Here is a 21,781-nt window from a genome sequence, read left to right as displayed (position 1 = left end):
ACGCTTCAGACCTGCTCCGCCAGAAGCTCCTCGTCTTCCTCGTCATAGCCCACCAGCCGCAGCGCCCGCGCCTTCATCCCGTTGATCTCGGCCCAGCGCAGCAGTCCTTCCTCTCGCCCGTGGGTGATCCAGATTTCCTCTGGCCTGATCTCCTCGAAGGTCGCGATCAGCTCCGGCCAGTCGGCATGGTCCGAGATCACCAGCGGCAGCTCCACGCCGCGCTGCCGCGCCCGCGCCTTGACCAGCATCCAGCCCGAGGCGAAGGCCGTCACTGGATCGGCGAACCGGCGCGACCAGCGATCCTGGATGGCCGACGGCGGGGCGATGGCCACCTCCCCGCCCAGCGCCCCCGCCTTGAGCCCGGTCGCCGGCAGGATCGGCCCCAGGTCAACGCCTTCGCGTTCGTACAGCCGGTTCAGCCGCTCCAGCGCGCCGTGGACATAGATGGGTCGCTCCCACCCCGCCTCACGCAGCAGCTTGATCACCCTCTGCGCCTTGCCGAGCGCATAGGCCCCGACCAGATGCGCCCGCTCCGGGAACTGGCCCAGGGACTGGACCAGCCGCCCGATCTCTTCGGCGTCAGGCGGATGGGTGAAGACCGGCAGGCCGAACGTCGCCTCGGAGATGAAGACATGGCACGGGACCGGCTCGAACGGCGCGCAGGTCGGATCGCGACGGCGCTTGTAGTCGCCAGACACCACCATGGTCAGACCCTGATAGGTCACCACTGCCTGGGCCGAGCCCAGCACATGGCCCGCCGGGACCAGCTTCACCTCGACACCGCTGTGCGAGGCCGTCTCGCCATAGGCCACGGCCTGACGTCGCCCGGTGAAATCCTCGCCATAGCGTTCCGCCATGATGGCCAGGGTCTGGTCCGTCGCCAGCACCGCGCCGTGCCCCGACCGCGCGTGGTCGGAGTGGCCATGGGTCACCACCGCCCTGTCCACCGGACGGACCGGATCGATGTAGAAATCTCCCGGCGGGCAATACAGGCCGGCCGGTGTGGGCCTCAACAGGTCTTCGGGACGGATCATGGTCGGGATATGGGGCTGCGTCGGGACTTGCGAATAGGCGCCCGCCCGATAAGGACGATCTCATGAGCGATACGTTCCTGACCACCCTGATGCCGCAGCTGGCCTCGGGCGCCGCCCACACCCACGCCCTGGGCTTCGTCTACGAGGGCGTGAACGGAGACCGGGTGCGGCTGCGCACCCCTTGGCGGCCCGATCTGGTCGGGGATCCGCAGACCGATGTGTTCGCCGGCGGCCTGGTCACCGCCATGCTCGACCACGTCGGCGGCCTCGCCGTCTGGACCAAACTGGGGCGCTACGAGCCCATTGCGACCCTGGACCTGCGCATCGACTACATGCGGCCCGCCCGGCCGCGCGTCGACCTGCTGTCCGAGGCGCGCTGCTATCGCGCCACCCGAACCATCGGCTTCGTCCGGGCCTGGGCGTTCGAGGATGATCCCGCCGACCCGGTGGCGGCGGCCCAGGCCACCTATGTCATCTCCTCCGACGGAGGACGCGGCGCCGGCGCCAATCTCAGGCCGCGGGAGGAGCGCGCATGACCTTGCTGCTCGACACCATCCCCTACGCCCGGTTCCTGGGCCTGCGCAGCGAGCAGGAAGGCGACGTCCTGACCGTGACCATGCCGTTCGCGGATCATCTGGTCGGCAATCCGATGCTTCCCGCCCTGCACGGGGGGTCTACCGCGGCCCTGCTGGAACTGACCGCAGTGGCCCAGGTCGCCCTGGTCTGGCCGCGACTGCGCCTGCCCCGGCCGATCACGGTGACGACCGCCTATCTCCGGTCGGGAAAACCCAGGGATGTCCATGCCCGCGCCCGCATCTCCCGCGCCGGCCGCCGCGTGGCCCACGTTCTGGCCGAGGCCTGGCAGGAAGACCCGGCCCAGCCGATCGCCAGCCTGACAGCGCACTTCTCGATGGACGAACACGATTCATAATTGAGAAGCCCTGCCGATCCGACGCGCACAGGTCCCGGCATGATCTTCGGCCTGAGGCGCCTGATCGCGACCACCCTCACAGATGGTTAAGGAACTCCTACCAATCTCGCCCCAAGCGTGTTAACGCTACCTTTACCATTGTAACTTTTTGGAAGGGGCTAACATGGATCGGACTGAAGTCGTCGCCAGCATTGCTGGAGATCTCTACGCTACGGAATGCGCGGTTGACGCCGCGATTACCTCGGCCACCACGCTCGTTCAGTCCATGATCGGCGCCCGGACCCTGCTCAAGGCTTCGCCGGTCGCCGGCGCCGTGTCGCAAGCCAAGGCCATCGAGGCCATCGCCGCCCTGTCCGCTGCTCGCGACGCCGTCGTGGCCTGCCACGCCGAACTCGCCAAGGATCACCGTCGCATGGGCTATGGCGTCTACAACGTCGGCCCGATGGACAAGCCCGATGACGACTGGGGCGACCAGTTGCCCCCTCCCCCGCAGGTGGAACAACAGCTCCGCACCAGGCCCGTCCGCGTCGCGTGAATTCGGATTAATGTCGAGGACTCCGGTTTTCGCCTAGCCAGACTTGAAGCATGATCGCCCCCGCGTCCTTCGACGCGGGGGCGATTCCATGTTAGACACCCTTTATTCCCAGATCGGCCTGCTGCCGATGGTGCTGGTCGGCATCTTCGCATTCACCAAGGGCGATGAGCCCGAGCGACTGGCCATGGGGGCCTATCTGCTGGGCTGGATGGCCGGACTGCTGCTCCAGGACGACCAGGGCTTGTACTCCAACTGGCAGCCGGGAATGTTCGCCTTGGATGTCGTCATGCTGCTCGTTCTTGGTGGGCTCGCATGGAAGTTCCATCGCAACTGGCCGATCTGGGCGGCCTCACTACAACTCATCATCGTCATGAGCCACATCGTCACCCTGTTTGACCTGCGGCCCGGCATGTCGGCCTTCTATACGATCCTTAATCTGGCCGGTTACGGCATCCTTATCGCCATCGGGCTGGGCACCTTCTGGGCCTGGCAGGAGCGCCGCGCGGCAGGGCTCGACTAGAGGGCTGGAATAGAGGGCTGGAATAGGTCGATATTCCTAGCTATCCTGTCCGCCGAATCATACGGCGGACCCCATGCCCCTTTCCCATGCCCGACTCTGGGCCACGCTCGACATGCTCGCGCAACGCGCGGGCATCTCCGTCTCCGCCCTCGCCCGGCGCGCGGGCCTGGACGCGACCTCCTTCAACCCCTCCAAACGCTTCGGACCGGGCCAGCCGAGCCGCCCTCGCTGGCCTTCGACCGAGAGCCTGACCAAGGTTCTGGACGTCGTCGGGATGTCGCTGGCGGAGTTCGCCGAACTCGCCGAGGGCGATGATCGGCGCGCGCCGACCATTCCCCTGCTCGGCATGGCCCAGGCGGGGGCGGACGGGTTCTTCGACGACGCAGGCCTGCCGACCGGCGAAGGGTGGGACCAGACCGACCTGCCCCTGCCCCGCCCGTCGCTGTTCAGCCTGCAGATCTCCGGCGACTCCATGGCCCCGCTTTATCGCCAGGGCGACCGGGTTCTGGTCGACCGGGATCGAACCGATGTCCGCAAGGGCGACCGGGTCGTGGTGCGCACCACGACCGGCGAGACCATGGCCAAGGAGGTCACCTCGCTGACGGCCAGATCGGTCACCCTGGCCTCGATCAACCCTGCCTACGAACCCCGCCTCATCCCACGCACGGAGATCGACTGGATCGCACGGATCCTCTGGGTCAGTCAGTAGATCACGCCTCTTTCGTCATCCTCCGCCGCCGGGCGACCGGCGAACCAGGACGTGGGCGAGCGTGACCCCGTCGCGGGCACGGTTGGCCCTGAACAGATCGCCTGCGGCGCTGCGCGTCTTGCCGGAGGATGACGAAAGAAAGGGCCGCCCCTTTCGGGACGGCCCTCACTTCATTCACGCTGTTGGCGCGTCAGCCCTCAGTAAGGCTGGACGTAGTTCGCGTTTACCCAGCCGCCACCGGCGATCTGCACCCACTCACCCTGCGACCCGACGGCCGTGAAGGGCTGGCCCGCCGACAGAGAGCCGGCTTGGCGATAGCTGGTGCCCGGACCCGAGCGAATGCGCAGGTTGGACGAGGCGCGGTACTGGGCGCCGCTGGAGCTGCCCTGGCTGTTGGCGCGGGCGCGTTGCTGGTTGCAGCCGATGTAGGAACCGGCCGCGGCGCCGGCGCCAGCGCCGGCCACGGCCCCGAGGGTCCGCTCGTTGGTGGAAATACGGCTGCCGGCCAGGGCGCCGAGGACGCCGCCGATCACGGCGCCGACCTGTTGGCGACCGCCGGGGGCGTCACAGCTGGTCACGCCGTTGGACTGCTGGGCCTGGGCGGCCATAGGGGCGGCGGAAACGAGCGCGGCCAGGGCGGCGGCGGTCATCAGGCCGGTATTGAGGATCTTCGACATGGCTCTCTCCATTCATCGAGGTTGGTCGATGGAAGCAGAATGCCTGACCCCACATGAAGGCTCCCGGAGCTTCACCGTTATTTTCGGTTCATCCAGTCCCTCCCAAGGGGAGGACCTATCCTGCCAGTTCCCCATTGGCCCCGGCCTCGATCAGCCGGATCGTCTGCGGCAGGCCGTAGATCGCCGCGAACGAGCCGAAGCGCGGCCCCTGCGATGCGCCAAGTAGCACCTCGTACAGCGCACCAAACCAGCCCCGCAGGGGTTCGAACGCGTGCGCCTTGCCCACGGCATAGACCTCGCCCTGGATCAGCTCGCCGTCGGTCGTATCGGCGGGCAGACCCTTCAGCCGCCCGGCCAGGTCCAGCAGCGCCGCCTTTTCCTTGTCGTCGGGCCGCCGGTACGACTTCGTGGGCTTCACGAAGTCCTCATAGTAGTTGAGCGCCCGGTCCATCAGCCCGTCCAGCACGGGCTCGTTTTCCGGCGTCGCGTCCGGCAGATATTTCGCGAAATAGGCCCACAGCTGCGCCTTGGACGACGCATTGGCCACGCCGACGAGGTTCAGCAGCAGGGCGAACGACACCGGCGAGGCGACCTTCGGCGGCGCGCCCGCATGGATCGCCCACACGGCGTTGTCGATCTGCTTGGCCGGCTCCTGCGTCCCGTAGAGGTCGATGGCGCCCAGATAGTCGTCGATCGCGCGGGGGATCACGTTGAAATGCAACGACTTGGCTGATTTCGGCGACTGGAACATGTACCACGACAGGCTCTCGGGCGTGCCGTAGCGCAGCCACTGGTCCATGGTCAGGCCGTTACCCTTGGACTTGGAGATCTTCTTGCCTTCGACGTCGAGGAAGAGCTCGTAGTTGAACCCCTCCGGCGGAACCCCGCCCAGGGCGCGACAGACCTTGGACGACTCGCGCACGCTTTCGATCAGGTCCTTGCCCGACATCTCGTAGTCGACGTCCAGCGCGGTCCAGCGCATGGCCCAGTCCGGCTTCCACTGCAGCTTCACATGACCGCCCGTGACCGGCAGCTCGGTGCGCCCGCCCGCCGGGTCGTCGAAGACGATAGTCCCGTTTTCGACGTTCCGCTCCAGCGTCGGCACCTGCAGCACATGGCCGGTGATCGGGCTGACCGGCAGGAAGGGCGAATAGGTCTCGCGCCGTTCCGGGCCCAGGGTCGGCAGCATGATCGCCTGCACCGCGTCGAACCGCTCCAGCAGCCGCAGCAAAGTCTCGTCGAACCGACCGCTCTTGTAGGTCTCGGTCGAGGACATGAACTCGTAGTCGAAGCCGAACCCGTCGAGGAAGGCCCGCAGACGTGCGTTGTTGTGAGCGCCGAAACTGTCGTGTGTCCCGAACGGATCGCGCACCCGCGTCAGCGACAGATTGAGGTCCTCGCGCAGCATCTCCGGATTGGGCACGCCTTCCGGAACCTTCCGCAGCCCGTCCATGTCGTCGCTGAACGCGATCAGCCGCGTGGTCCAATGATCCCCGGTCAGCGCCCTGAACGCGTTCCGCACCATCGTCGTGCGCGCCACCTCGCCGAACGTGCCCATGTGCGGCAAGCCGGACGGACCATAGCCCGTCTCCAGCACCACGGGCTTCACCAGCGCCTCGAACGTCGCCACGGCCTCGTCCGCCTTGCCGGCGTCGATCAGCCGTTTCGCCGCATCCCGCTCGCTGTCGGACAGGCGCTTCTTCAGCACATGGTCGAGCAGGGCGCGGGCCTGTTCGAACGGCCAGGACCGGGCTTCGCGGGCAAGGGATTCAAGGTTCTGCAGCATGGGCGGGGGTTTGGCCGCTCACGCCCCCATCGTCAACGTCGGGTCAGTAGCCCAGACCGTTGCGGACCTGTTGTTCGCGGCCGTTGGTGAACAGGTCGGCGGCCTTCAGCTTGGCCTCATAGGGGTCCGAAAACCCCCAGGTGCGCGCCAGCACCTGGGCGTCCGAATAGGACAGGCCCGTGTCTTCCCATTCGCAGACATTGCCGTCGTTGCGGCTTTCGCGCAGCACGACCGGCACGTTCGTGCCGATGCCGTTGAGAATCTTCTGGCCGATGATGACCTTGCCGCCGACAGCGTCCTGGCCGTAGAGGGCGCCCACCAGCCTGGCGTCGCAGTAGTTGTAGCGAGACGAGAAGAAGGCGTCGTACTCGCGCTGCTGGGGCATGGCCTGCGCCGGCTGTCCGAACACCACCAGGGCGACGGCGCTGGACATCAGGAGGGCGGCGGACAGGCGGCGGGCGCGATGCGTATTGGTCATGGTCGGTCCCCGAAAAGATCAGCCCTGACTATACGGGTTTCGCATCACGCCGATAGGCGTCGCTTCCTGACGAAGCCTGTCCAGCCAATGCGCTCTGGCGTGTTCGTCGATCGGCGACCGGATCAGCAAATCGACCAGGGTTCCCGGCGTCGCCTCGCCGGGCTCGCGGTCCCGACACCAGCCCAGCATGCCCTCGAACAGTGCCGCGGCCGCCATCAGCGATGCCGTCTCGAGCTGCGCGGGCAGCACCCGCACCTCGACCGTGTGTTTCTCCGGCCGCCCGGTCAGAAGGTTGGTCAGGTTCAGGTCGCAGTATTTGCTCAACCCCACCCCGCCCAACGCCGCCTTCGCCTGCGTCCAGTCCATGGCCCGGAACGCCTCGCTCCCGGTCAACCGGGCCAGCGCCGCCGGCCAGTCGCCTAGCCGCACGCAGCGTGGATTGACTCCGACCAGCCGCTTCAGCGCCTCGCCGTGACGGGTCCAGACCTCGACCAGCCCGGCCATCGCCGACGCCGAACACAGCGGCCCGCCGTCGAAATGGACATGGGTCGCGGCCTCGGACGGAACGGTGAACCCCAACCGGCGCGCATCGGCCAGACACCCCTCCAGCACCGCCTCATGATCCCTCTCGATCGCCGCGGTCACGATCTCGCAGGGACGCTCCCGCTCGCCGGGCAGGGGGGCGTCGATGGCGACCGACCGGCCGCGCTCATCGACCACCCGCACCATCCCGGCCTCATGGCGCTGGGCCGCTGTGCCGAACAGGGCGGCCAGCGGTTCCAGTGTCCCCTCGCCTTGCTCTTCCGGATCGCAGTGCCGCTCGACCAGCCGCAACAGCCGCCCATCGTCGGCCACGATCCGCCGCCACCCGGCCAGCGGCGCCCGTTCCCGGTCCAGATCGCGTTGCAGGGTCAGGTCGTCGACGAAGGACGCGACCCAGACGCCCTGCCCGTCCCGCACCCGGAACCCCGGCGTCAGGTTCTCGAACACCGGCCGTCCCTCGACCGCACTGGGCTCGGACTGGGGGTGGAAGAAACGCTCGACCGTCCCGCCGACCCGCGTCGCCGTTGCCTCCGCCAGATCGCGCCGCGACAGGCCCGGCGGGGCCATCAGCTCGATCTCGAAGCCGGTCTTCCAGTCCAGTGTGACGGCCAAGGCGAGGTCCCCAATCTGATCCAGCCTAGAGCAGGATCGGCTGAGGAGGAATCGCTTCGCGATTCCGCTGATGCCGTGGACCCTGCTCCAGATATGAGCGAGAGCCTGATTCACGCTTTCGACAGAAGCGCGAAGCGCGTCGGTCTCAAACGATCAGGCTCTGGCAGCAAGCGCCCGTCTGTCAGCCCTCGGCTTCAGCCTCGGCGGCATCCGGCCGTGCGACGCCCGGAATGGCGACGCAGCGCTGCTGCGTGCCGCCGCCCGGCGCGGCTTCCACACGCGGCGCGATGGAGCTGACCGTGGTCCCGTCGGGCCCATAGGTGCCCAGGAACTGACACCCGGTCTGCAGGTCCGTCAGCACATAGACGCCCGGCTGATCGGTCGCCGTCTTCGAGAAGGTCGCCCCGACGGCCGCCAGCAGGGCGCCGCCGGGATTGTCGATGGCCTGTTGCACCTGGGCGGTGCGGGTGTTGACGGTCTCGAGTGTCGCCTCGGCCTTGGCGGCCGTGTCCTGAAGGTCCTGCAGGGCGGACGTGTCGCAGGCGGCGACGGTCATGGCCAGGACGGAGGCGGCGAGCAGAATCCGGATTTTCATCGTCTCAGTATGACCGGGCCAACGGCTCGGGTCGCCCGGACACAAGGTCGCCCCCGCACTTGACCCCGCCTCGCCTCCGTGGCCATTCGCGCCGACTATGAAAACCGCCGACTTCGACTTCGACCTGCCCGAGGACCGCATCGCCCTGCGCCCCGCCGAGCCACGCGATTCCGCGCGCCTGCTGGTGGTGAAGGGCGGCGTGCTGGCCGACCACCTCGTCTCCGACCTGCCCGACTTCCTGCGTCCCGGCGACGCCCTGGTCTTCAACGACACCCGCGTCATTTCCGCCCGCCTCTCCGGCGTGCGCCAGCGCCCCAACCCTGTGATCGGGGGCCCGGAAGGCGAGACCCTGACCGTCGAGGTCGAGGCCACCCTGCACCACCGCGACGCCCCCGACGCCTGGTCCGCCTTCATGAAGCCGGGCAAGCGGATCAAGCCCGGCGACCGGGTGCGGTTCGGGGCTCACGGCGACGCCGCCTGCGCCCTCGGTCGTCTCGACGCCACTGTCACCGGCAAGCAGGAAGACGGCCTCGTCGCCCTCAAATTCGACCTTGCCGGCCCCGCACTGGACGAGGCCATCCGCGATGTCGGCGTCATGCCGCTGCCGCCCTATATCGCCGCCAAACGGCCCGAGGACGACCGCGACCGTTCGGACTACCAGACGGTCTTTGCCGCGCACGACGGCTCCGTCGCCGCCCCCACGGCGGGCCTGCATTTCACCCCCGCCCTGCTCGACGCCATTCGCGCGAAGGGCGTCACGACCCACGCCGTCACCCTGCACGTCGGGGCTGGCACCTTCCTGCCGGTCAAGGCGGACGACACGGCCGACCACAGGATGCACTCGGAGTGGGGTGAGGTGTCCCCCGGGACCGCCGACGCCCTCAACGCCGTCCATGCCGCCGGCGGTCGCATCGTCTGCGTCGGCACCACCTCGCTGCGTCTGCTCGAATCCGCGACGACGCCGGAGGGCGTGATCCGGCCCTTCCACGGCGACACGGCCATCTTCATCACGCCGGGCTACCGCTTCCGCGCCGCCGACGTCCTGATGACCAATTTCCACCTGCCGAAGTCGACCCTGTTCATGCTGGTGAGCGCCTTCGCGGGCCTCGAGACCATGAAGGCCGCCTACGCCCACGCCGTGGCCGACGGCTATCGCTTCTATTCCTACGGCGACGGCTCCCTGCTTCACAGAGAGGCATAAAGTCGGGCAACCCTTGACCTGAGATCGCCCCCGGCGTGATCTGCGGCTTCCCCGCCGTCAGTCCCGGATCAGCCCATGTCGCGTCTCGCCGTCTCCGCCTGCCTCGCCGCCCTTCTCATCGCGAGCGCCTCGCCCGGAGCGGCCCAGACGGCGGGACCGACCACCCCCGACATCGGCGGCTTCCCCGACAGCCCCCTGATCCCGGCCCCGACGCAGGAAACCTATCCAGGCGTCATCCGCTACGAGGTCGACGCCACCGACCTGGACCACCGCGTCATCTCCGTGCGCCAGACCATCCCCGTCGCCAGCCGCAGCCTGACCCTGCTCTATCCGAAATACCTGCCGGGCAACCATGCCGACTCCGGTCCGATCCAGCTGTTCGCCGGCCTGACCATCACCGCCAATGGCCAGCGCGTCGAATGGCGCCGCGACGCCGTCGATCCCTACGCCTTCCACATCGACGTGCCCGAGGGCGCGACCGAGATCGTCACCGAGTTCCAGTGGCTGACCCAGGCTGACAACGCCAACTGGCGCGTGGTCATGACCCCGTCGATCGTCAACATGGAGTGGGAAAAGGCCCTGCTCTACCCGGCCGGCTATCGCTCGACCGGGATCACCTTCGCCCCAAGCATCAAGCTGCCCGAGGGCTGGAACTACGGCGTGGCGCTGGAGACCACCTCGTTCGAGAACGGCGTCGCCACCTTCGCCCCCGTCGATCTCTACACCCTGGTCGACAGCCCGATGTTCGCGGGTCAGCACTATCGCCGCATCGACATCGACGCTGACGGCGAGGACGTCCACCTGAACATCGTCGCCGACACCGCCGCCAACCTGGCCCCCACCGACGAACAGATCCAGATCTATACCGACATGGTGACCCAGGCCGACCGCCTGTTCGGCGCGCGCCATTTCGACAAATACGAGTTCCTGCTGGCCCTGACCGACCAGCTGGGCGGTATCGGCCTGGAGCACCATCGCAGCTCCGAGAACACCGCCGGTCCGAACTTCTTCACCAGCTGGGGCGCCTCGGCGGGCAACCGCGCCCTGCTGCCGCACGAATACACCCACTCCTGGAACGGCAAGTTCATGCGGCCGGCCGACGAGCTGACCGCAAACTACAACGTCCCGACCGAGAACAGCCTGCTGTGGGTCTATGAGGGACAGACCGAATACTGGGGCGACGTCCTGTCGGCCCGCGCCGGTCTCCACACCAGGGCCCAGGCCCTGATCGGCCTGGCCGATCGCGCCGCCTTCTACGAGAACCAGCCCGGCCGCGAATGGCGGAACCTGCAGGACACCAACAACCACAACCTTCTGGGCTATCGCATCCCCGGCCAGTGGCCGTCATGGATGCGCGGCACCGGCGACTACTATGACGAAGCCGCCCTGATCTGGCTGGACGCCGACACCCTGATCCGCGAGCTGAGCCGCGACCGCAAGTCGCTCGACGACTTCGCCCGCACCTTCTTCTCGCCGGAGGGCACGGATGGGTCGTGGACCCCGCGCGGCTACACCTTCGCCGACGTGGTCGCCGCCCTGAACGCGGTCCAGCCTTATGACTGGGCAACCTTCCTGCGCACCCGTCTGGACGCCGCCGGCCCCGACGCCCGCGCGCCGCTGGAGGGTCTGGAGCGGGGCGGCTATCGCCTGATCTATGTCGAGGAGCCCAACGCCGACGAGAAGGCCATGTCCTCCAACTGGGGCTCGGACTTCCGCTATTCGCTGGGCTTCAGCCTGGCGGGCCCGACCCAGCGTCTCTCCGCCATTCAGTGGGGCGGGCCGGCGTTCGAGGCCGGCATCGGCGCCGGCTGGGACCTGATCGCCGTCGGCGACCGCGTCGCCACGCCCGAGGTCCTGCGCGAGGCTGTCACCGCCGCCAAAACCAGCGAGGCCCCCATTCGCCTGATCCTGAAAAACGGCCAGCGCATCCGCACGATCGACCTCGTCTTCACGGGCGGCCTCCGCTACCCGCGTCTGGAGCGGATCGAAGGCACGCGCGACCGCATCGGCGACATCATGACCGCGCGGGGGCGGTGACCTGACTTTCCCTCCCCATCCGCAGGAGCCGATGGGGAGGGATCGGGTCTACGATACCTTCAGCAGGCCCAGCATGGCCTCGGCGGCTTCCCGCGACGAGCCGGGATTCTGTCCGGTCACCAGCTTGCCGTCGACCACCACATGGGAGCCCCAGTCCGGCCCTTTGGAGTAGTCGCCGCCGTTGGCGATCAGGACATTTTCGACGAGGAACGGGACAATCCCGGTCAGGCCCACAGCCTCTTCCTCGGTGTTGGTAAAGCCGGTCACCCGGCGCCCATCGACCAGCGGCTTGCCGTCCGGCCCGTTGACGGACTTCAGCACGCCCGGCGCGTGGCAGACGAATCCGGTCGGCTTGTCAGCCTTGGCGAAGGACTCGATCAGGGCGATGGAGTCCCTGTCATTCGCCAGATCCCACAGCGGCCCGTGCCCGCCCGGATAGAAGACGGCATCGAAATCCTCGGCCTTCACCGACGACAGTTCAACCGTGGTCGCCAGCGCCGCCTGCGCGGCCGGATCAGCCTTGAACCGGTGAGTGTCCTCGCTCTGGGCGTCGGGTTCGTCGCTCTTGGGATCCAGTGGCGGCTGGCCGCCCTTGGGCGAGGCCAGCACGATCTCGGCGCCGGCGTCCTTCAGCGCATAGTAGGGTGCCGCGAACTCCTCGAGCCAGAAGCCGGTCTTCTTGCCGGTGTCGCCGAGCTGGTCGTGCGAGGTCAGCACCATCAGGATGTTCATGGCGGTCGGCTCCGGCGGTCAATGAGAATGGACCAGGTCTGATGCTGGTAGTGCCGGAACGCAGAAAAGGCCCGGCGGTTTCCCGCCGGGCCTTCCAAAGATCCTCTCGACCCGAAGGTCGCGACAGTCTTCTTACTTGATCTGCACCTTGGCCCCGGCTTCCGTCAGCTTCTTGGCGACTTCGTCGGCGACTTGCTTGGAGACGTTCTCGACGACGGGCAGCGGAGCGCCTTCGACCAGGTCCTTGGCTTCCTTCAGACCCAGGTCCGAACGCACGCCACGGACTTCCTTGATCACGTTGATCTTCTTGTCGCCGCCGTCCAGCAGCATGACGGTGAACTCGGTCTGCTCTTCGGCGGCTTCAGCCGGAGCAGCGGCAGCGCCGCCGGCAGCGGCGACGGCGACCGGAGCAGCAGCGGAGACGCCCCACTTTTCTTCAAGCAGCTTGGACAGTTCAGCGGCTTCGAGGACGGTCAGCTTGGACAGGTCGTCGACGATCTTGGACAGGTCGGTCATGGTCAGTTTTCCTTCGGAGGATGGGGTTCAGTAGAGGTTTGCAGAGATGGAAGAGGGTTCGCTTACGCGGCGTCCTTGGTGGCGTACGCGTTGAACACGCGGGCCAGTTGGGCGGCGGGGGCTTGAACGACGCCGGCGATACGGGTCGCAGGCGTGTTGAGCAGGCCCAGGAACGAAGCGCGGATCTGATCCAGCGATGGCAGTTTGGAGAGAATCTCCACGCCCTTCGCGTCCAGAATCTTGTCACCCATGAAGCCGCCCAGGACGACGAACTTGTCGTTGCCCTTGGCGTATTCGGCAGTGACCTTGGCGGCGGTCACGGCGTCGGGTGCGTAGGCGATGGCCACCGGACCCTTGAACAGGGCGTGATGGTCGGAACCTTCAGCGGCTTCGAGAGCCTTCAGCGCCAGGCGGTTCTTGACCACCTTGAACGCTCCGCCCGCGGTGCGCAGACGGCCCCGCAGGTCTTCCATTTCCGCAACGGTCAGACCCAGGTTGTGGGTCACGACCACGGCGCCGGCGTCGCTGAAAACGCCCTTCAGCGTTTCGATCGACTCGGCCTTTTGTGCGCGGTCCATTGCGGTCTCCAGTCTTGAGGTTCGACGCCGGGCTTATTCCCGACGGCGAGAGGCCAAAGCCCAATGCGTCACCGCATTGCGTTCTGGCCGGTAGCGATGTCCGAAAGGATGCTCTGACGGGGTTCCGTCCCGGAAACCGGGCCGACCGTTCGTCGTCTGCGTCGCTATCTCCCCACGGCGTCAGAGGGCTCTCTGACATTTATGGCCTGGGTGACCCCCAGACCCCGAAGTTCTCGGACAGGACCGGGAAAGGCAGAACCCATCCCGGGAAGCGGCGCTCTTAGCGAACCCCGCTCGAAAAGGCAACGGGCGACGATCCGAAGATCGCCGCCCGTGCCCCGATAGTCCCTGATCAGGCGGTCAGCGAGGCCGGATCGATCTTCACGCCCGGACCCATGGTCGAGGACAGGGTGATGCGCTTGACGTAGGTCCCCTTGGCGCCGGCCGGCTTGGCGCGTTGCAGCGCGTCCACATAGGCCTTCACGTTGGCTTCGAGGGCTTCCTGGGTGAAGGAGGCCTTGCCGATGCCGCCATGGGCGATGCCGGCCTTCTCGACGCGGAACTCGACCGCGCCGCCCTTGGCGTCCTTGACGGCCTGGGCGACGTTCGGGGTCACGGTGCCGACCTTGGGGTTCGGCATCAGGCCGCGCGGGCCCAGCACCTTACCTAGACGACCGACCAGGGCCATCATGTCCGGGGACGCGATGACGCGGTCGAAGTCCATGAAGCCGCCGTTGATCTTCTCGTACAGATCCTCGGCGCCGACGTGTTCGGCTCCAGCGGCGCGGGCCTCATCGGCCTTGGCGTCCTTGGCGAACACGGCCACGCGAACGTCGCGGCCCGTGCCGGACGGCAGGTTCACGACGCCACGGACCTGCTGGTCGGCGTGACGGGGATCAACGCCCAGGTTGACGGCGATCTCGATCGACTCGTCGAACTTGGCGGTGGCGTGTTCCTTGACGGTCTTGATGGCGTCCGAGAACGGCATCAGGGCTTCACGGTCGACGGTCCACGCCTTGATGCGCTTGGCTTGGTTGCTCATGTTCAGCGCTCCACGATGTTGAGGCCGATGGCCTTGGCGGAACCTTCGATGATGCGCGCGGCGGCATCCAGATCGTTGGCGTTGAGGTCCTTCATCTTCTTCTCGGCGATCTCGCGCAGCTGGGTGCGGGTGATCGAACCGACCGTCTCGCGGCCCGTCAGCTTGGAGCCCGAGGTGATGCCCACGGCCTGCTTGATGTAGTGGGTGGCCGGCGGGGTCTTGGTGACGAAGGTGAAGCTCTTGTCCTGATAGACCGTGATCACGGTCGGCAGGGGCGTGCCTTTGACTTCCTTCTCGGTGCGCGCGTTGAACTCCTTGACGAAGCCCATGATGTTCACGCCGCGTTGACCCAGAGCGGGCCCGATCGGGGGGGAAGGCGTGGCCGAACCGGCAGGCACCTGCAGCTTGATATAGCCCAGAATCTTCTTGGCCATTGGTCTCTCCTGTGAATGACCCCGAAGCTAATCGGGGCCGGTGAGCCGTGGTCGGGCATGGCTGCCTCCCACGGATTTATCCTTTGCCCTTGGGCGAAGGAAGCGCGCGTGTAGCAGAGGCGGGTGAAGGAGGCAATGCACCCGTCTCCCTCCCCTTGCGGGGGAGGGTGGCTGAGCGAAGCGAAGCCGGGTGGGGGCGACCGAGCGATCCAGACACCGCACAGCGAAAAGGCGGCCCGTCGCCGAACCGCCCCCACCCGGTCGCCAAGGCGACCTGCCCTCCCCCGAGGGGAGGGAGAATTCGTGCGCTTACGCCGCGTTCTTCTCGACCTGGCTGTATTCCAGATCCACCGGCGTCGGCCGGCCGAAGATCGACACGGCGACGCGCAGGCGGGCGGCGTCCTCGTCGACGCTCTCCACCTGACCGTCGAAGCTGGCGAACGGGCCGTCGATGACCTTGACGGTCTCGCCGATGTCGAAACGGATCGTGGGCTTGGGTCGTTCGACGCCTTCCTCCACCTGACCGATGATGGCCTGGACCTCACGTTCCGAGACCGGCAGCGGCTTGGTGCCGCCCGCCGCGCCGAGGAAGCCCGTGACCTTGGGCGTGTCCTTGACCAGGTGATAGGCGTCGTCGGTCAGTTCCATCTTCACCAGCACATAGCCGGGGAAGAATTTGCGCTCGGAGTTGACCTTGCGGCCCCGGCGGATCTCGACGACGTCCTCGGTCGGCACCAGAATTTCGGAGAAACACTCCACGAGGCCGCGCTGCTTGGCCTGGTCGCGGATGTGCTGGGCGACCTTCTTCTCGAAGTTCGAATAGGCGTGGACGATGTACCACTTGTGGCGCGGGTTCGAGGCCGGCTTGGTTTCGGGCGCTGCATCCGTCATGGGCGCGTCTCCTTCTTTTTCTTTATTGGCCGAGGGCGAGGATGTAGCGCGAGGCGAAGCCCAGGCCCGTATCCACGATCCAGAAGAAGGCCGCCGCCAGCAGCACCATGATGAAGACCATCACCGAGGTGATCCAGGTCTCCTTGCGGCTGGGCCACACGATCTTGCGGGCTTCGGCGCGGACCTGGCTGGCGAACTGGGCCGGCGAGGTGCGCGGCTTGGCCACGGGCGCATCGACGGTGACCGTCGAGGCGGAGGCCGAAGCGCCGGCCATCTGCGGCTTGGCGCCGGCGGCAGGGTTGCCGGTGCGGCGTCCGCCGGGAAACTTGGACTTGGCCATGGGCTCTCGGGGTCTCTTCGTAAACGCTTGATCCTGTCCCCGCAGATGGGGATGCCCAGTCTGCGGGAACAGGGGGAAGTGGCAGGAGCTGGGGGATTCGAACCCACGACCCCCGGTTTTGGAGACCGGTGCTCTACCAGCTGAGCTAAGCTCCTAGACAATACAGAAGCGCGCCGTGGGAGAACCCAACGGCGCGTCTGCTCGCCAGACCGGGGGCTATGCCTGACGCGGCGGGGCATTTCAAGGCTAATCCTCCCCCATTGGGGGCGGTGAGGCGGCGCGCTTGCGCCGTGACGGAGGGGCCCGCCGCAAATTCGGTGTCTGGAGCCAGCCTCCTCCACCACTTCGTGGTCCCCCTCCCCCAATGGGGAGGATTCTAGTGATCCAGGTGGGCGGCGACCGCGTCGGCCTCGTCTTGCCGCTTCACGACCTGTTTGAACATCAGCTTGTCGATGCGGCGGTCGTCCATCTCGATGACCTCGACCTCGAACCGGCCGAGTTGAAGCGTCTCGCCCTCGTCCGGCACGCGCGACAGATGATGCAGCACAAGGCCGGCCACGGTGTGGAATCCGTCCTGGTCGCCGAAATCCTCGCCCAGCACGTCGGCCAACTCCTCCAGGTCGGTCTGGCCGTCCACCAGCCAGGTGCCGTCCTCGCGCTGGTGAATCCAGGCCTCCTGGTCATCGTGACCTTCATCGAAGTCGCCTGCGATCATTTCCAGCAGGTCCGTCGCCGTCACCACGCCCTCGAAGGCGCCGTACTCGTCGACGAGGAAGGCCATGTGGACCTTGGACGACTTCATGATCTCCAGCGCCTTCAGCACCGAGGTCGATTGCGGGATGAAGGCCGGGGTCTGAACGTGCTTCTCGATGTTGAACTCGCCGTTGGTCAGAAGGCTGTCCAGCAGGTCCTTCTTGTGGACAACGCCCAACGGATTATCGACGTCGTTCTCGCGCGCCACGACGATGCGGGAATAGGGGCATTTGCGAACCTCCTCGCGCAGCTCCTTTTCGGTGTCGTCAAGGGCGACCCAGAACACGTCATGACGCGGCGTCATGGCCACGCGGATCGGGCGATCGCCCAGCGTCAGGATCTCCTCGATCATCGTCTGTTCTTCGGGCTCGATCAGACCGGCCGAGGTGCCCTCGGCGATCATGGTTTCAACCTCTTCCTGGGTGACGTCGGAGCCGTCTCGGTCCTTGACCCCCATGATCTTGAGAATGCCCGAGGTCGAGGCGGTCAGCAGCACCACGAAAGGGTGCAAGACGATGGCCACGGTCGAGATCGGCGCGGCCATCTTGGCCGCGATCGTCTCCGGGAAGATCAGCGCCAGCCGCTTGGGCACCAGCTCGCCGACGATCAGCGAGACGTAGGTGATGCAGATGACCACCAGCAGGGTGGAGAAGATCTCGGTAGAAGCCGCCAGCGCCGGAAAGGTCGTTTCCAGGATCAGGTTCAGCTCGCCCGCAATCGCCGCCTGACCGAAGGCGCCTGCCAGGATGCCGATCAGGGTGATGCCGACCTGGACTGCCGACAGGAAATGGGTTGGGTTTTCGGACAGCTTCAGCGCGGCCCGGGCGCCCCGGTCCCCGCGTTCGGCGCGGCTTTGCAGCTTGGATCGGCGGGATGAGACGACCGCCAGCTCAGTCATGGCGAATAGGCCGTTGAGCACCACAAGGAGCAGAACGACGACAATGGCGATAAGTAACATCTAGGGGGGGAAGAACCGGCGCGGCGCGACAGTCGGCGTCCGCTGTTTCAGCTTAGCGGAATTGGACCGGTTTCGCCACGATTTCCTTGAACGGAGAGATCAACGGGTTCGGCCGGCCTCGATCGAGCCATAGGCGCCCGACTGGCCCCCCTCGACAGTCGCGCACGCGGAGACACCGATCAGGGTGCCGATGAACAGGCCGATCCGAAGTGCGCGTCGCATATGGTTACCAAAATCCTAACGTCCGAACCGAACGTAGGCCTTGGTTCGAGGTTGCACGCAAGCCCCCGCCCCCGCCGGTTGTGCGGAACGGTAAACAGGCCTGCGGGTTGGCTAACTCCAGTCCGCCCGAGAGTTGATTCATGATCCGTCGTTCCTTCGCCGTCGCCCTCCTCGCCTCCGTGTCCCTGGCCGCGTGCGGTGCGCCCGAGCCGGAGAGCCCGGCCACAGCAGCGCCGACCGCGCCTACGGCTGCCGGCGCGACCGGTCCCCTTTCCGCCCAGAGCATCGAAACGGCCGTCTGGCAGGCGTCGTCTTCGGTTCCCGCCGCCCCCGCGACGCCGTCGCCGCAAGCCACCGCGCCCGGCGCCGACCCGTCCGGCCCCGCTACGTCCACCCCGCCCCGCCCTGAGGTCATCCGCGCCCAGATCCTCCTCGACCGCGCCCGCTTCTCGCCCGGCGCCATTGACGGCCTCGGCGGCGAGAACACGCGTCAGGCCATCGCCGCCTTCGAGCAGGCCAACGGCCTGCCCTCCGACGGCGAGCTGGACGCCCAGGTCTTCGCCAGACTGACGCAGGCTTCCGCACCCGTCATGACGCGATACGCCATCACCGCCGCCGACGTCGCCGGGCCGTTCCGTCCCGTGCCCACGTCGCTGGAGGACCAGGCGGCCTTGCCCGCTCTGAACTACGCCAGCGCCTTCGAGGGTCTCGCCGAGAAATTCCACGTCACAGAGGCCCTGCTGTCGGCCCTCAACCCGGACGCCAATTTCGAACAGGTGGGCGCGATCCTCATCGTCCCCGTCGTCTCGGACCAAGCCCTGCCCGCCGTCACCCGTATCGTGGTCGACAAGGGCGACAGCGCTCTGCGGGCCTATGGCGCCGACGGAACCCTGCTGGCCTTCTACCCCGCCACCATCGGCTCCAGCGCCAGACCCGCTCCGTCCGGGCGGCTCACTGTCGTCGGCGTCGCCAACGAGCCGGACTACACCTACGACCCGGAGCGGGTCAGCTATGACCGGGGCGACCGCAAGCTGGTGGTCCCCGCCGGTCCCAACAATCCGGTGGGCTCGGTCTGGATCGAACTGTCCCGCGACACCTATGGCATCCACGGCACGCCCGAGCCGTCGCAGATCGCCAAGACCGCCTCCAGCGGCTGCGTCCGCCTGACCAACTGGAGCGCCGAACAACTGGCCGCCGCGGTCAAGCCGGGCGTCGAGGTGATCTTCAGCTAGGCTCGACCGCGCCCAGCGCCGTCCCGCCCCAGAAGCCGCAGTGATGCCGGTCGTGGAAGCTGGCGTCGACGCGATCGCCTTCGGGATGGAAGACCACGATCGGTCCACCGCCGTCGTTGACGCGCGGCCAGTCCTGCTCGAAGGCCGGATCGTGCCCGAACCCGGCCCACAGCCGCATCATCCTGTCCGACAACGCCCGCTGCTCCGATGTCCATCGGCCCGTGTCGGCGAACAGCCAGCTCGTCCCGAACACATAGGCCAGTTCCGAGGCGTGATAGGCCCCCATGTCCAGGCCGCTGATCCAGTCGGGCAGCAGGAACGGCGCCTCGGCATCGGCGAACTCATACCCATGCACCGGGACATGCCGCGCCAGCAGCCGCCTCAAGGCCTCGGCCGGGCACGAGAACCGGCTGTCGGTGAAGCTTTGAGCGATGGCGACCGCCGGACCGTCCGCACCCACCGGGTACCGCTCCAGCGCCCTCTCCCCGTCGGAGCCGTACAGCCAGACCGTCTCCTTCTGATAGCGGTCCATGTCCTTGACCTCGACGGCAAACAGCCGGCCCTCGTCGGTGTTCGTGCCCACGATCACCGGGACCCGGGTGAACCGGCCGCTGGCGAAGGCGTCTGGCGGACTGATCGGCACGGTCGCGTCCGTATGCACTGGACCCCACGAGCCCGGTCCATTGATCCCGGATCGCAACGAGGGCGCCCGCGCGAGCCGCCAGGCGGGCAGCGCTCTCAGGCAGGCCACCTGTCCCTGCTCCGTGCAGCCAAGGGCCTCCGCGAACGGCGGCCCACCCGGCGCCTGGTCCTTGGCGGCGTTCAGCGACTGTGGCTCCAGGCACGGCCCGCTCTGCAGGATGACCCGGTGGAACAGCCCCTCCGACCCTGGCGAGGCCATCAGATAACAGGCGCTCCATGCCCCCGAACTCTCGGCGAACAGGGTCACGTCGCCCGGATCGCCGCCGAACGCCCCGATGTTCTCATGCACCCAGCGCAGCGCCGCCTGCTGATCCATCAGGCCCCAGTTGCCCCCCAGATTCCGGGCGCCGCCTTCGCCATCGGCATCGAAGCCGGGATGCGCCAGCCAGCCGAGCGCGCCCAGCCGGAAGTTGACCGTGACCACGACCCGTTCCTGTTCGGCCGCCAGCCGCGACGGATCGTAGTTGGCCCCCGATCCGATCGTGAAGGCCCCCCCGTGCAGCCAGACCATCACCGGCAGCGGCCTTGAATGATTGTCATCCCGGACCTGATCCGGGACGGGCCCGTACACATTCACGAACAGACAGTCCTCGGAACCGACGACCAGCCCGCCGCCGCCGCCGAGGATGGCCTTCCTCCCCAGGGCCTGAACGCAGTCGGACCCCAGCCGCGTCGCATCCCTGACCCCGTCCCACGGCTCCGGCGGTCGCGGTGCTCGCCAGCGCAGATCGCCGACCGGTGCCTTTGCGTAGGGCACGCCAAGGAAGGCCCGGACCCCCGCCCCCTCGACGCCGCGCACCACCCCCGCCTCCGTCCGCGCCTCGACGAACGATCTGTCCGACGCGAACCGGACCTGATCGACCCCTCCCGGGTGTGTGACCACACAGCCGCCCAGGGCGAGCGCCATCACGGCGATCGCCGCCTGCCAGAACCCGAATCTCGTCATTCAGTCAGGCGGCCTCAGTAGTAGCCGTAGCTCCCACGCCTCGGCACGCGATCATAGCCATAGCGGCCGTCTCGATTATAGCCTCCGAAGCCGTAGCCGCAGGGATCGTCCCGCTCCGACAGCTGGTTGGCGAGCAGACCGCCGGCCAGCGCCCCGATCGCCGCGCCCCGCTCCCGGTCCTGCTCGCCCGCGATGGCCGCCCCGGCCAGAGCGCCCAGAGCCGCGCCGCTGGCGGTCGCATATCGCCTGTTATCTTGATAGTCCCGCTCGCAGGCAGAGGCGTAGTTGCCTGTGGTGGCGCAGGCGCCGGTCAACATCGTCACGGCCGACACGGCGGCCAGGGTCCAGATCGTTTTCATCGAGGGCTCCTTGAGGAAACACTCGTTCGCCAACGCCGGGGGGCAACGGGGTGTTCCGCCTTCCTTCGTCATCCTCCGGCGAAGCGAAGCGGAGACCGTGGGACCCAGCGGCGCCGAAGGCGATCTGTTCAGGCAGGGTCTCGGCCGCAGGTGTCCGCGACAGGTTCGCGCTCTCGCGCGCCGCTGGGTCCCCCGGTCTGCGGCGCTGCGCGCCTTGCCGGAGGATGACGAAAGAAAGAAAAAGGCCCCGGATTGCTCCGGGGCCTCGTTCAGTTAGTCCGTTCGGACCGTCGTGTTGACTACTCGAGGATCTTGGCGACGACGCCGGCGCCGACGGTGCGGCCGCCTTCACGGATGGCGAAGCGCAGGCCCTGGTCCATGGCGATCGGGGTGATCAGTTCGACGTTCAGCTCGGCGT

Annotated in this window: 26 protein-coding genes and 1 tRNA gene; 8 read left to right on the top strand and 19 right to left on the bottom strand. The window is 67.3% G+C overall.

The window, feature by feature from the left end; genetic code table 11:
- Positions 1-5 precede the first annotated feature (5 nt).
- Complete coding sequence (locus ACP7AZ_RS15965; protein WP_426039609.1) at positions 6-1,034, bottom strand: ligase-associated DNA damage response exonuclease; 1,029 nt, start codon at positions 1,032-1,034, stop codon at positions 6-8.
- A gap of 62 nt (positions 1,035-1,096) precedes the next feature.
- Here ACP7AZ_RS15965 and ACP7AZ_RS15960 point away from each other — a divergent pair, with 62 nt between their 5' ends.
- From ACP7AZ_RS15960 to ACP7AZ_RS15940, 5 genes are all read left to right on the top strand, one after another.
- Positions 1,097-1,570, top strand: a complete 474-nt coding sequence (locus tag ACP7AZ_RS15960) for a PaaI family thioesterase (RefSeq protein ID WP_426039608.1) — start codon at positions 1,097-1,099, stop codon at positions 1,568-1,570.
- The gene (locus ACP7AZ_RS15955; RefSeq protein WP_426039607.1) at positions 1,567-1,965 is read left to right on the top strand and encodes a PaaI family thioesterase; all 399 of its coding nucleotides are present in this window, start codon (positions 1,567-1,569) and stop codon (positions 1,963-1,965) included. The genes ACP7AZ_RS15960 and ACP7AZ_RS15955 overlap by 4 nt, the downstream gene beginning before the upstream one ends.
- Positions 1,966-2,128: 163 nt before the next feature.
- The gene (locus ACP7AZ_RS15950) at positions 2,129-2,500 is read left to right on the top strand and encodes a hypothetical protein (protein ID WP_426039606.1); all 372 of its coding nucleotides are present in this window, start codon (positions 2,129-2,131) and stop codon (positions 2,498-2,500) included.
- 88 nt (positions 2,501-2,588) lie between these two features.
- Positions 2,589-3,020, top strand: a complete 432-nt coding sequence (locus tag ACP7AZ_RS15945; RefSeq protein ID WP_426039605.1) for a hypothetical protein — start codon at positions 2,589-2,591, stop codon at positions 3,018-3,020.
- Positions 3,021-3,093: 73 nt separating this feature from the next.
- Complete coding sequence (locus ACP7AZ_RS15940) at positions 3,094-3,729, top strand: S24 family peptidase (RefSeq protein WP_426039604.1); 636 nt, start codon at positions 3,094-3,096, stop codon at positions 3,727-3,729.
- A gap of 197 nt (positions 3,730-3,926) precedes the next feature.
- Here ACP7AZ_RS15940 and ACP7AZ_RS15935 read toward each other — a convergent pair whose 3' ends face one another.
- The 5 genes from ACP7AZ_RS15935 to ACP7AZ_RS15915 form a co-directional block, all read right to left on the bottom strand.
- Complete coding sequence (locus ACP7AZ_RS15935) at positions 3,927-4,406, bottom strand: SH3 domain-containing protein (RefSeq protein WP_426039603.1); 480 nt, start codon at positions 4,404-4,406, stop codon at positions 3,927-3,929.
- A 115-nt stretch (positions 4,407-4,521) separates the two neighbouring features.
- Positions 4,522-6,192: a lysine--tRNA ligase gene (locus ACP7AZ_RS15930; protein ID WP_426039602.1), complete on the bottom strand. Its 1,671-nt coding sequence runs from the start codon at positions 6,190-6,192 to the stop codon at positions 4,522-4,524.
- 43 nt (positions 6,193-6,235) lie between these two features.
- A complete protein-coding gene (locus ACP7AZ_RS15925) occupies positions 6,236-6,670 on the bottom strand; it encodes a hypothetical protein (protein ID WP_426039601.1) in 435 nt (144 codons plus the stop codon).
- A gap of 18 nt (positions 6,671-6,688) precedes the next feature.
- Positions 6,689-7,825: an amidoligase family protein gene (locus ACP7AZ_RS15920; protein ID WP_426039600.1), complete on the bottom strand. Its 1,137-nt coding sequence runs from the start codon at positions 7,823-7,825 to the stop codon at positions 6,689-6,691.
- A gap of 181 nt (positions 7,826-8,006) precedes the next feature.
- Positions 8,007-8,420, bottom strand: coding sequence for a hypothetical protein (locus tag ACP7AZ_RS15915; protein ID WP_426039599.1), 414 nt, complete (start codon positions 8,418-8,420; stop codon positions 8,007-8,009).
- A gap of 97 nt (positions 8,421-8,517) precedes the next feature.
- Between ACP7AZ_RS15915 and queA the strand changes: the two genes are divergently transcribed.
- On the top strand, positions 8,518-9,621 hold the full coding sequence (gene queA / locus ACP7AZ_RS15910; RefSeq protein ID WP_426039598.1) for a tRNA preQ1(34) S-adenosylmethionine ribosyltransferase-isomerase QueA: 1,104 nt from the start codon (positions 8,518-8,520) through the stop codon (positions 9,619-9,621).
- A gap of 75 nt (positions 9,622-9,696) precedes the next feature.
- Complete coding sequence (locus tag ACP7AZ_RS15905) at positions 9,697-11,658, top strand: M61 family metallopeptidase (protein WP_426039597.1); 1,962 nt, start codon at positions 9,697-9,699, stop codon at positions 11,656-11,658.
- Positions 11,659-11,706: 48 nt separating this feature from the next.
- Here ACP7AZ_RS15905 and ACP7AZ_RS15900 read toward each other — a convergent pair whose 3' ends face one another.
- From ACP7AZ_RS15900 to ACP7AZ_RS15855, 10 genes are all read right to left on the bottom strand, one after another.
- Positions 11,707-12,390 (bottom strand): type 1 glutamine amidotransferase domain-containing protein, encoded by a 684-nt coding sequence (locus ACP7AZ_RS15900; protein WP_426039596.1) that lies wholly within the window; start codon positions 12,388-12,390, stop codon positions 11,707-11,709.
- Positions 12,391-12,522: 132 nt separating this feature from the next.
- Complete coding sequence (rplL, locus tag ACP7AZ_RS15895) at positions 12,523-12,906, bottom strand: 50S ribosomal protein L7/L12 (protein ID WP_425989473.1); 384 nt, start codon at positions 12,904-12,906, stop codon at positions 12,523-12,525.
- 62 nt (positions 12,907-12,968) lie between these two features.
- Positions 12,969-13,484, bottom strand: a complete 516-nt coding sequence (gene rplJ, locus ACP7AZ_RS15890; protein WP_303697019.1) for a 50S ribosomal protein L10 — start codon at positions 13,482-13,484, stop codon at positions 12,969-12,971.
- Between the two features lie 352 nt (positions 13,485-13,836).
- The gene (rplA, locus tag ACP7AZ_RS15885) at positions 13,837-14,526 is read right to left on the bottom strand and encodes a 50S ribosomal protein L1 (RefSeq protein ID WP_303697020.1); all 690 of its coding nucleotides are present in this window, start codon (positions 14,524-14,526) and stop codon (positions 13,837-13,839) included.
- A 2-nt stretch (positions 14,527-14,528) separates the two neighbouring features.
- Positions 14,529-14,960, bottom strand: coding sequence for a 50S ribosomal protein L11 (gene rplK / locus ACP7AZ_RS15880; protein WP_298163331.1), 432 nt, complete (start codon positions 14,958-14,960; stop codon positions 14,529-14,531).
- Between the two features lie 309 nt (positions 14,961-15,269).
- Positions 15,270-15,851, bottom strand: a complete 582-nt coding sequence (gene nusG / locus ACP7AZ_RS15875) for a transcription termination/antitermination protein NusG (protein ID WP_425989468.1) — start codon at positions 15,849-15,851, stop codon at positions 15,270-15,272.
- A gap of 22 nt (positions 15,852-15,873) precedes the next feature.
- The gene (gene secE / locus ACP7AZ_RS15870) at positions 15,874-16,191 is read right to left on the bottom strand and encodes a preprotein translocase subunit SecE (RefSeq protein WP_303697021.1); all 318 of its coding nucleotides are present in this window, start codon (positions 16,189-16,191) and stop codon (positions 15,874-15,876) included.
- A 79-nt stretch (positions 16,192-16,270) separates the two neighbouring features.
- Positions 16,271-16,346, bottom strand: a tRNA-Trp gene (locus tag ACP7AZ_RS15865).
- A 221-nt stretch (positions 16,347-16,567) separates the two neighbouring features.
- Entirely contained in the window at positions 16,568-17,902 is a 1,335-nt protein-coding gene (locus ACP7AZ_RS15860; protein WP_426039595.1) for a hemolysin family protein, read from the bottom strand.
- A 99-nt stretch (positions 17,903-18,001) separates the two neighbouring features.
- On the bottom strand, positions 18,002-18,124 hold the full coding sequence (locus tag ACP7AZ_RS15855; protein WP_271083693.1) for a hypothetical protein: 123 nt from the start codon (positions 18,122-18,124) through the stop codon (positions 18,002-18,004).
- A 140-nt stretch (positions 18,125-18,264) separates the two neighbouring features.
- Between ACP7AZ_RS15855 and ACP7AZ_RS15850 the strand changes: the two genes are divergently transcribed.
- Positions 18,265-19,356 carry a L,D-transpeptidase family protein gene (locus ACP7AZ_RS15850; RefSeq protein WP_426039594.1) on the top strand — a complete coding sequence of 364 codons (1,092 nt, stop codon included), beginning with the start codon at positions 18,265-18,267 and terminating at the stop codon, positions 19,354-19,356.
- On the opposite strand, the gene ACP7AZ_RS15845 is transcribed toward ACP7AZ_RS15850, so the two are convergent.
- The 3 genes from ACP7AZ_RS15845 to ACP7AZ_RS15835 form a co-directional block, all read right to left on the bottom strand.
- Complete coding sequence (locus ACP7AZ_RS15845) at positions 19,349-21,004, bottom strand: carboxylesterase/lipase family protein (protein WP_426039593.1); 1,656 nt, start codon at positions 21,002-21,004, stop codon at positions 19,349-19,351. The genes ACP7AZ_RS15850 and ACP7AZ_RS15845 overlap by 8 nt on opposite strands.
- Before the next feature lie 14 nt (positions 21,005-21,018).
- Positions 21,019-21,363, bottom strand: a complete 345-nt coding sequence (locus ACP7AZ_RS15840) for a glycine zipper 2TM domain-containing protein (protein ID WP_426039592.1) — start codon at positions 21,361-21,363, stop codon at positions 21,019-21,021.
- A 299-nt stretch (positions 21,364-21,662) separates the two neighbouring features.
- On the bottom strand, positions 21,663-21,781 hold a 119-nt coding region (locus ACP7AZ_RS15835), incomplete at its 5' end, for a hypothetical protein (protein WP_426039647.1).

It is taken from the genome of Brevundimonas sp. DC300-4 (assembly GCF_049897365.1).
Classification (GTDB): domain Bacteria; phylum Pseudomonadota; class Alphaproteobacteria; order Caulobacterales; family Caulobacteraceae; genus Brevundimonas.
The sequence above is the reverse complement of the archived record's forward strand: the minus strand, read 5'-3'. Positions and strand labels throughout refer to the sequence as shown.

Coding starts and splice junctions, on each gene's coding strand:
- ACP7AZ_RS15840 (WP_426039592.1), bottom strand. CDS start 21,363: ATGAAAACGATCTGGACCCTGGCCGCCGTGTCGGCCGTGACGATGTTG.
- ACP7AZ_RS15915 (WP_426039599.1), bottom strand. CDS start 8,420: ATGAAAATCCGGATTCTGCTCGCCGCCTCCGTCCTGGCCATGACCGTC.
- ACP7AZ_RS15965 (WP_426039609.1), bottom strand. CDS start 1,034: ATGATCCGTCCCGAAGACCTGTTGAGGCCCACACCGGCCGGCCTGTAT.
- ACP7AZ_RS15860 (WP_426039595.1), bottom strand. CDS start 17,902: ATGTTACTTATCGCCATTGTCGTCGTTCTGCTCCTTGTGGTGCTCAAC.
- ACP7AZ_RS15900 (WP_426039596.1), bottom strand. CDS start 12,390: ATGAACATCCTGATGGTGCTGACCTCGCACGACCAGCTCGGCGACACC.
- secE (WP_303697021.1), bottom strand. CDS start 16,191: ATGGCCAAGTCCAAGTTTCCCGGCGGACGCCGCACCGGCAACCCTGCC.
- ACP7AZ_RS15925 (WP_426039601.1), bottom strand. CDS start 6,670: ATGACCAATACGCATCGCGCCCGCCGCCTGTCCGCCGCCCTCCTGATG.
- ACP7AZ_RS15855 (WP_271083693.1), bottom strand. CDS start 18,124: ATGCGACGCGCACTTCGGATCGGCCTGTTCATCGGCACCCTGATCGGT.
- ACP7AZ_RS15935 (WP_426039603.1), bottom strand. CDS start 4,406: ATGTCGAAGATCCTCAATACCGGCCTGATGACCGCCGCCGCCCTGGCC.
- queA (WP_426039598.1), top strand. CDS start 8,518: ATGAAAACCGCCGACTTCGACTTCGACCTGCCCGAGGACCGCATCGCC.
- rplJ (WP_303697019.1), bottom strand. CDS start 13,484: ATGGACCGCGCACAAAAGGCCGAGTCGATCGAAACGCTGAAGGGCGTT.
- ACP7AZ_RS15940 (WP_426039604.1), top strand. CDS start 3,094: ATGCCCCTTTCCCATGCCCGACTCTGGGCCACGCTCGACATGCTCGCG.
- ACP7AZ_RS15905 (WP_426039597.1), top strand. CDS start 9,697: ATGTCGCGTCTCGCCGTCTCCGCCTGCCTCGCCGCCCTTCTCATCGCG.
- ACP7AZ_RS15945 (WP_426039605.1), top strand. CDS start 2,589: ATGTTAGACACCCTTTATTCCCAGATCGGCCTGCTGCCGATGGTGCTG.
- ACP7AZ_RS15960 (WP_426039608.1), top strand. CDS start 1,097: ATGAGCGATACGTTCCTGACCACCCTGATGCCGCAGCTGGCCTCGGGC.
- ACP7AZ_RS15955 (WP_426039607.1), top strand. CDS start 1,567: ATGACCTTGCTGCTCGACACCATCCCCTACGCCCGGTTCCTGGGCCTG.
- rplL (WP_425989473.1), bottom strand. CDS start 12,906: ATGACCGACCTGTCCAAGATCGTCGACGACCTGTCCAAGCTGACCGTC.
- ACP7AZ_RS15950 (WP_426039606.1), top strand. CDS start 2,129: ATGGATCGGACTGAAGTCGTCGCCAGCATTGCTGGAGATCTCTACGCT.
- rplA (WP_303697020.1), bottom strand. CDS start 14,526: ATGAGCAACCAAGCCAAGCGCATCAAGGCGTGGACCGTCGACCGTGAA.
- ACP7AZ_RS15850 (WP_426039594.1), top strand. CDS start 18,265: ATGATCCGTCGTTCCTTCGCCGTCGCCCTCCTCGCCTCCGTGTCCCTG.
- ACP7AZ_RS15930 (WP_426039602.1), bottom strand. CDS start 6,192: ATGCTGCAGAACCTTGAATCCCTTGCCCGCGAAGCCCGGTCCTGGCCG.
- nusG (WP_425989468.1), bottom strand. CDS start 15,851: ATGACGGATGCAGCGCCCGAAACCAAGCCGGCCTCGAACCCGCGCCAC.
- rplK (WP_298163331.1), bottom strand. CDS start 14,960: ATGGCCAAGAAGATTCTGGGCTATATCAAGCTGCAGGTGCCTGCCGGT.
- ACP7AZ_RS15845 (WP_426039593.1), bottom strand. CDS start 21,004: ATGACGAGATTCGGGTTCTGGCAGGCGGCGATCGCCGTGATGGCGCTC.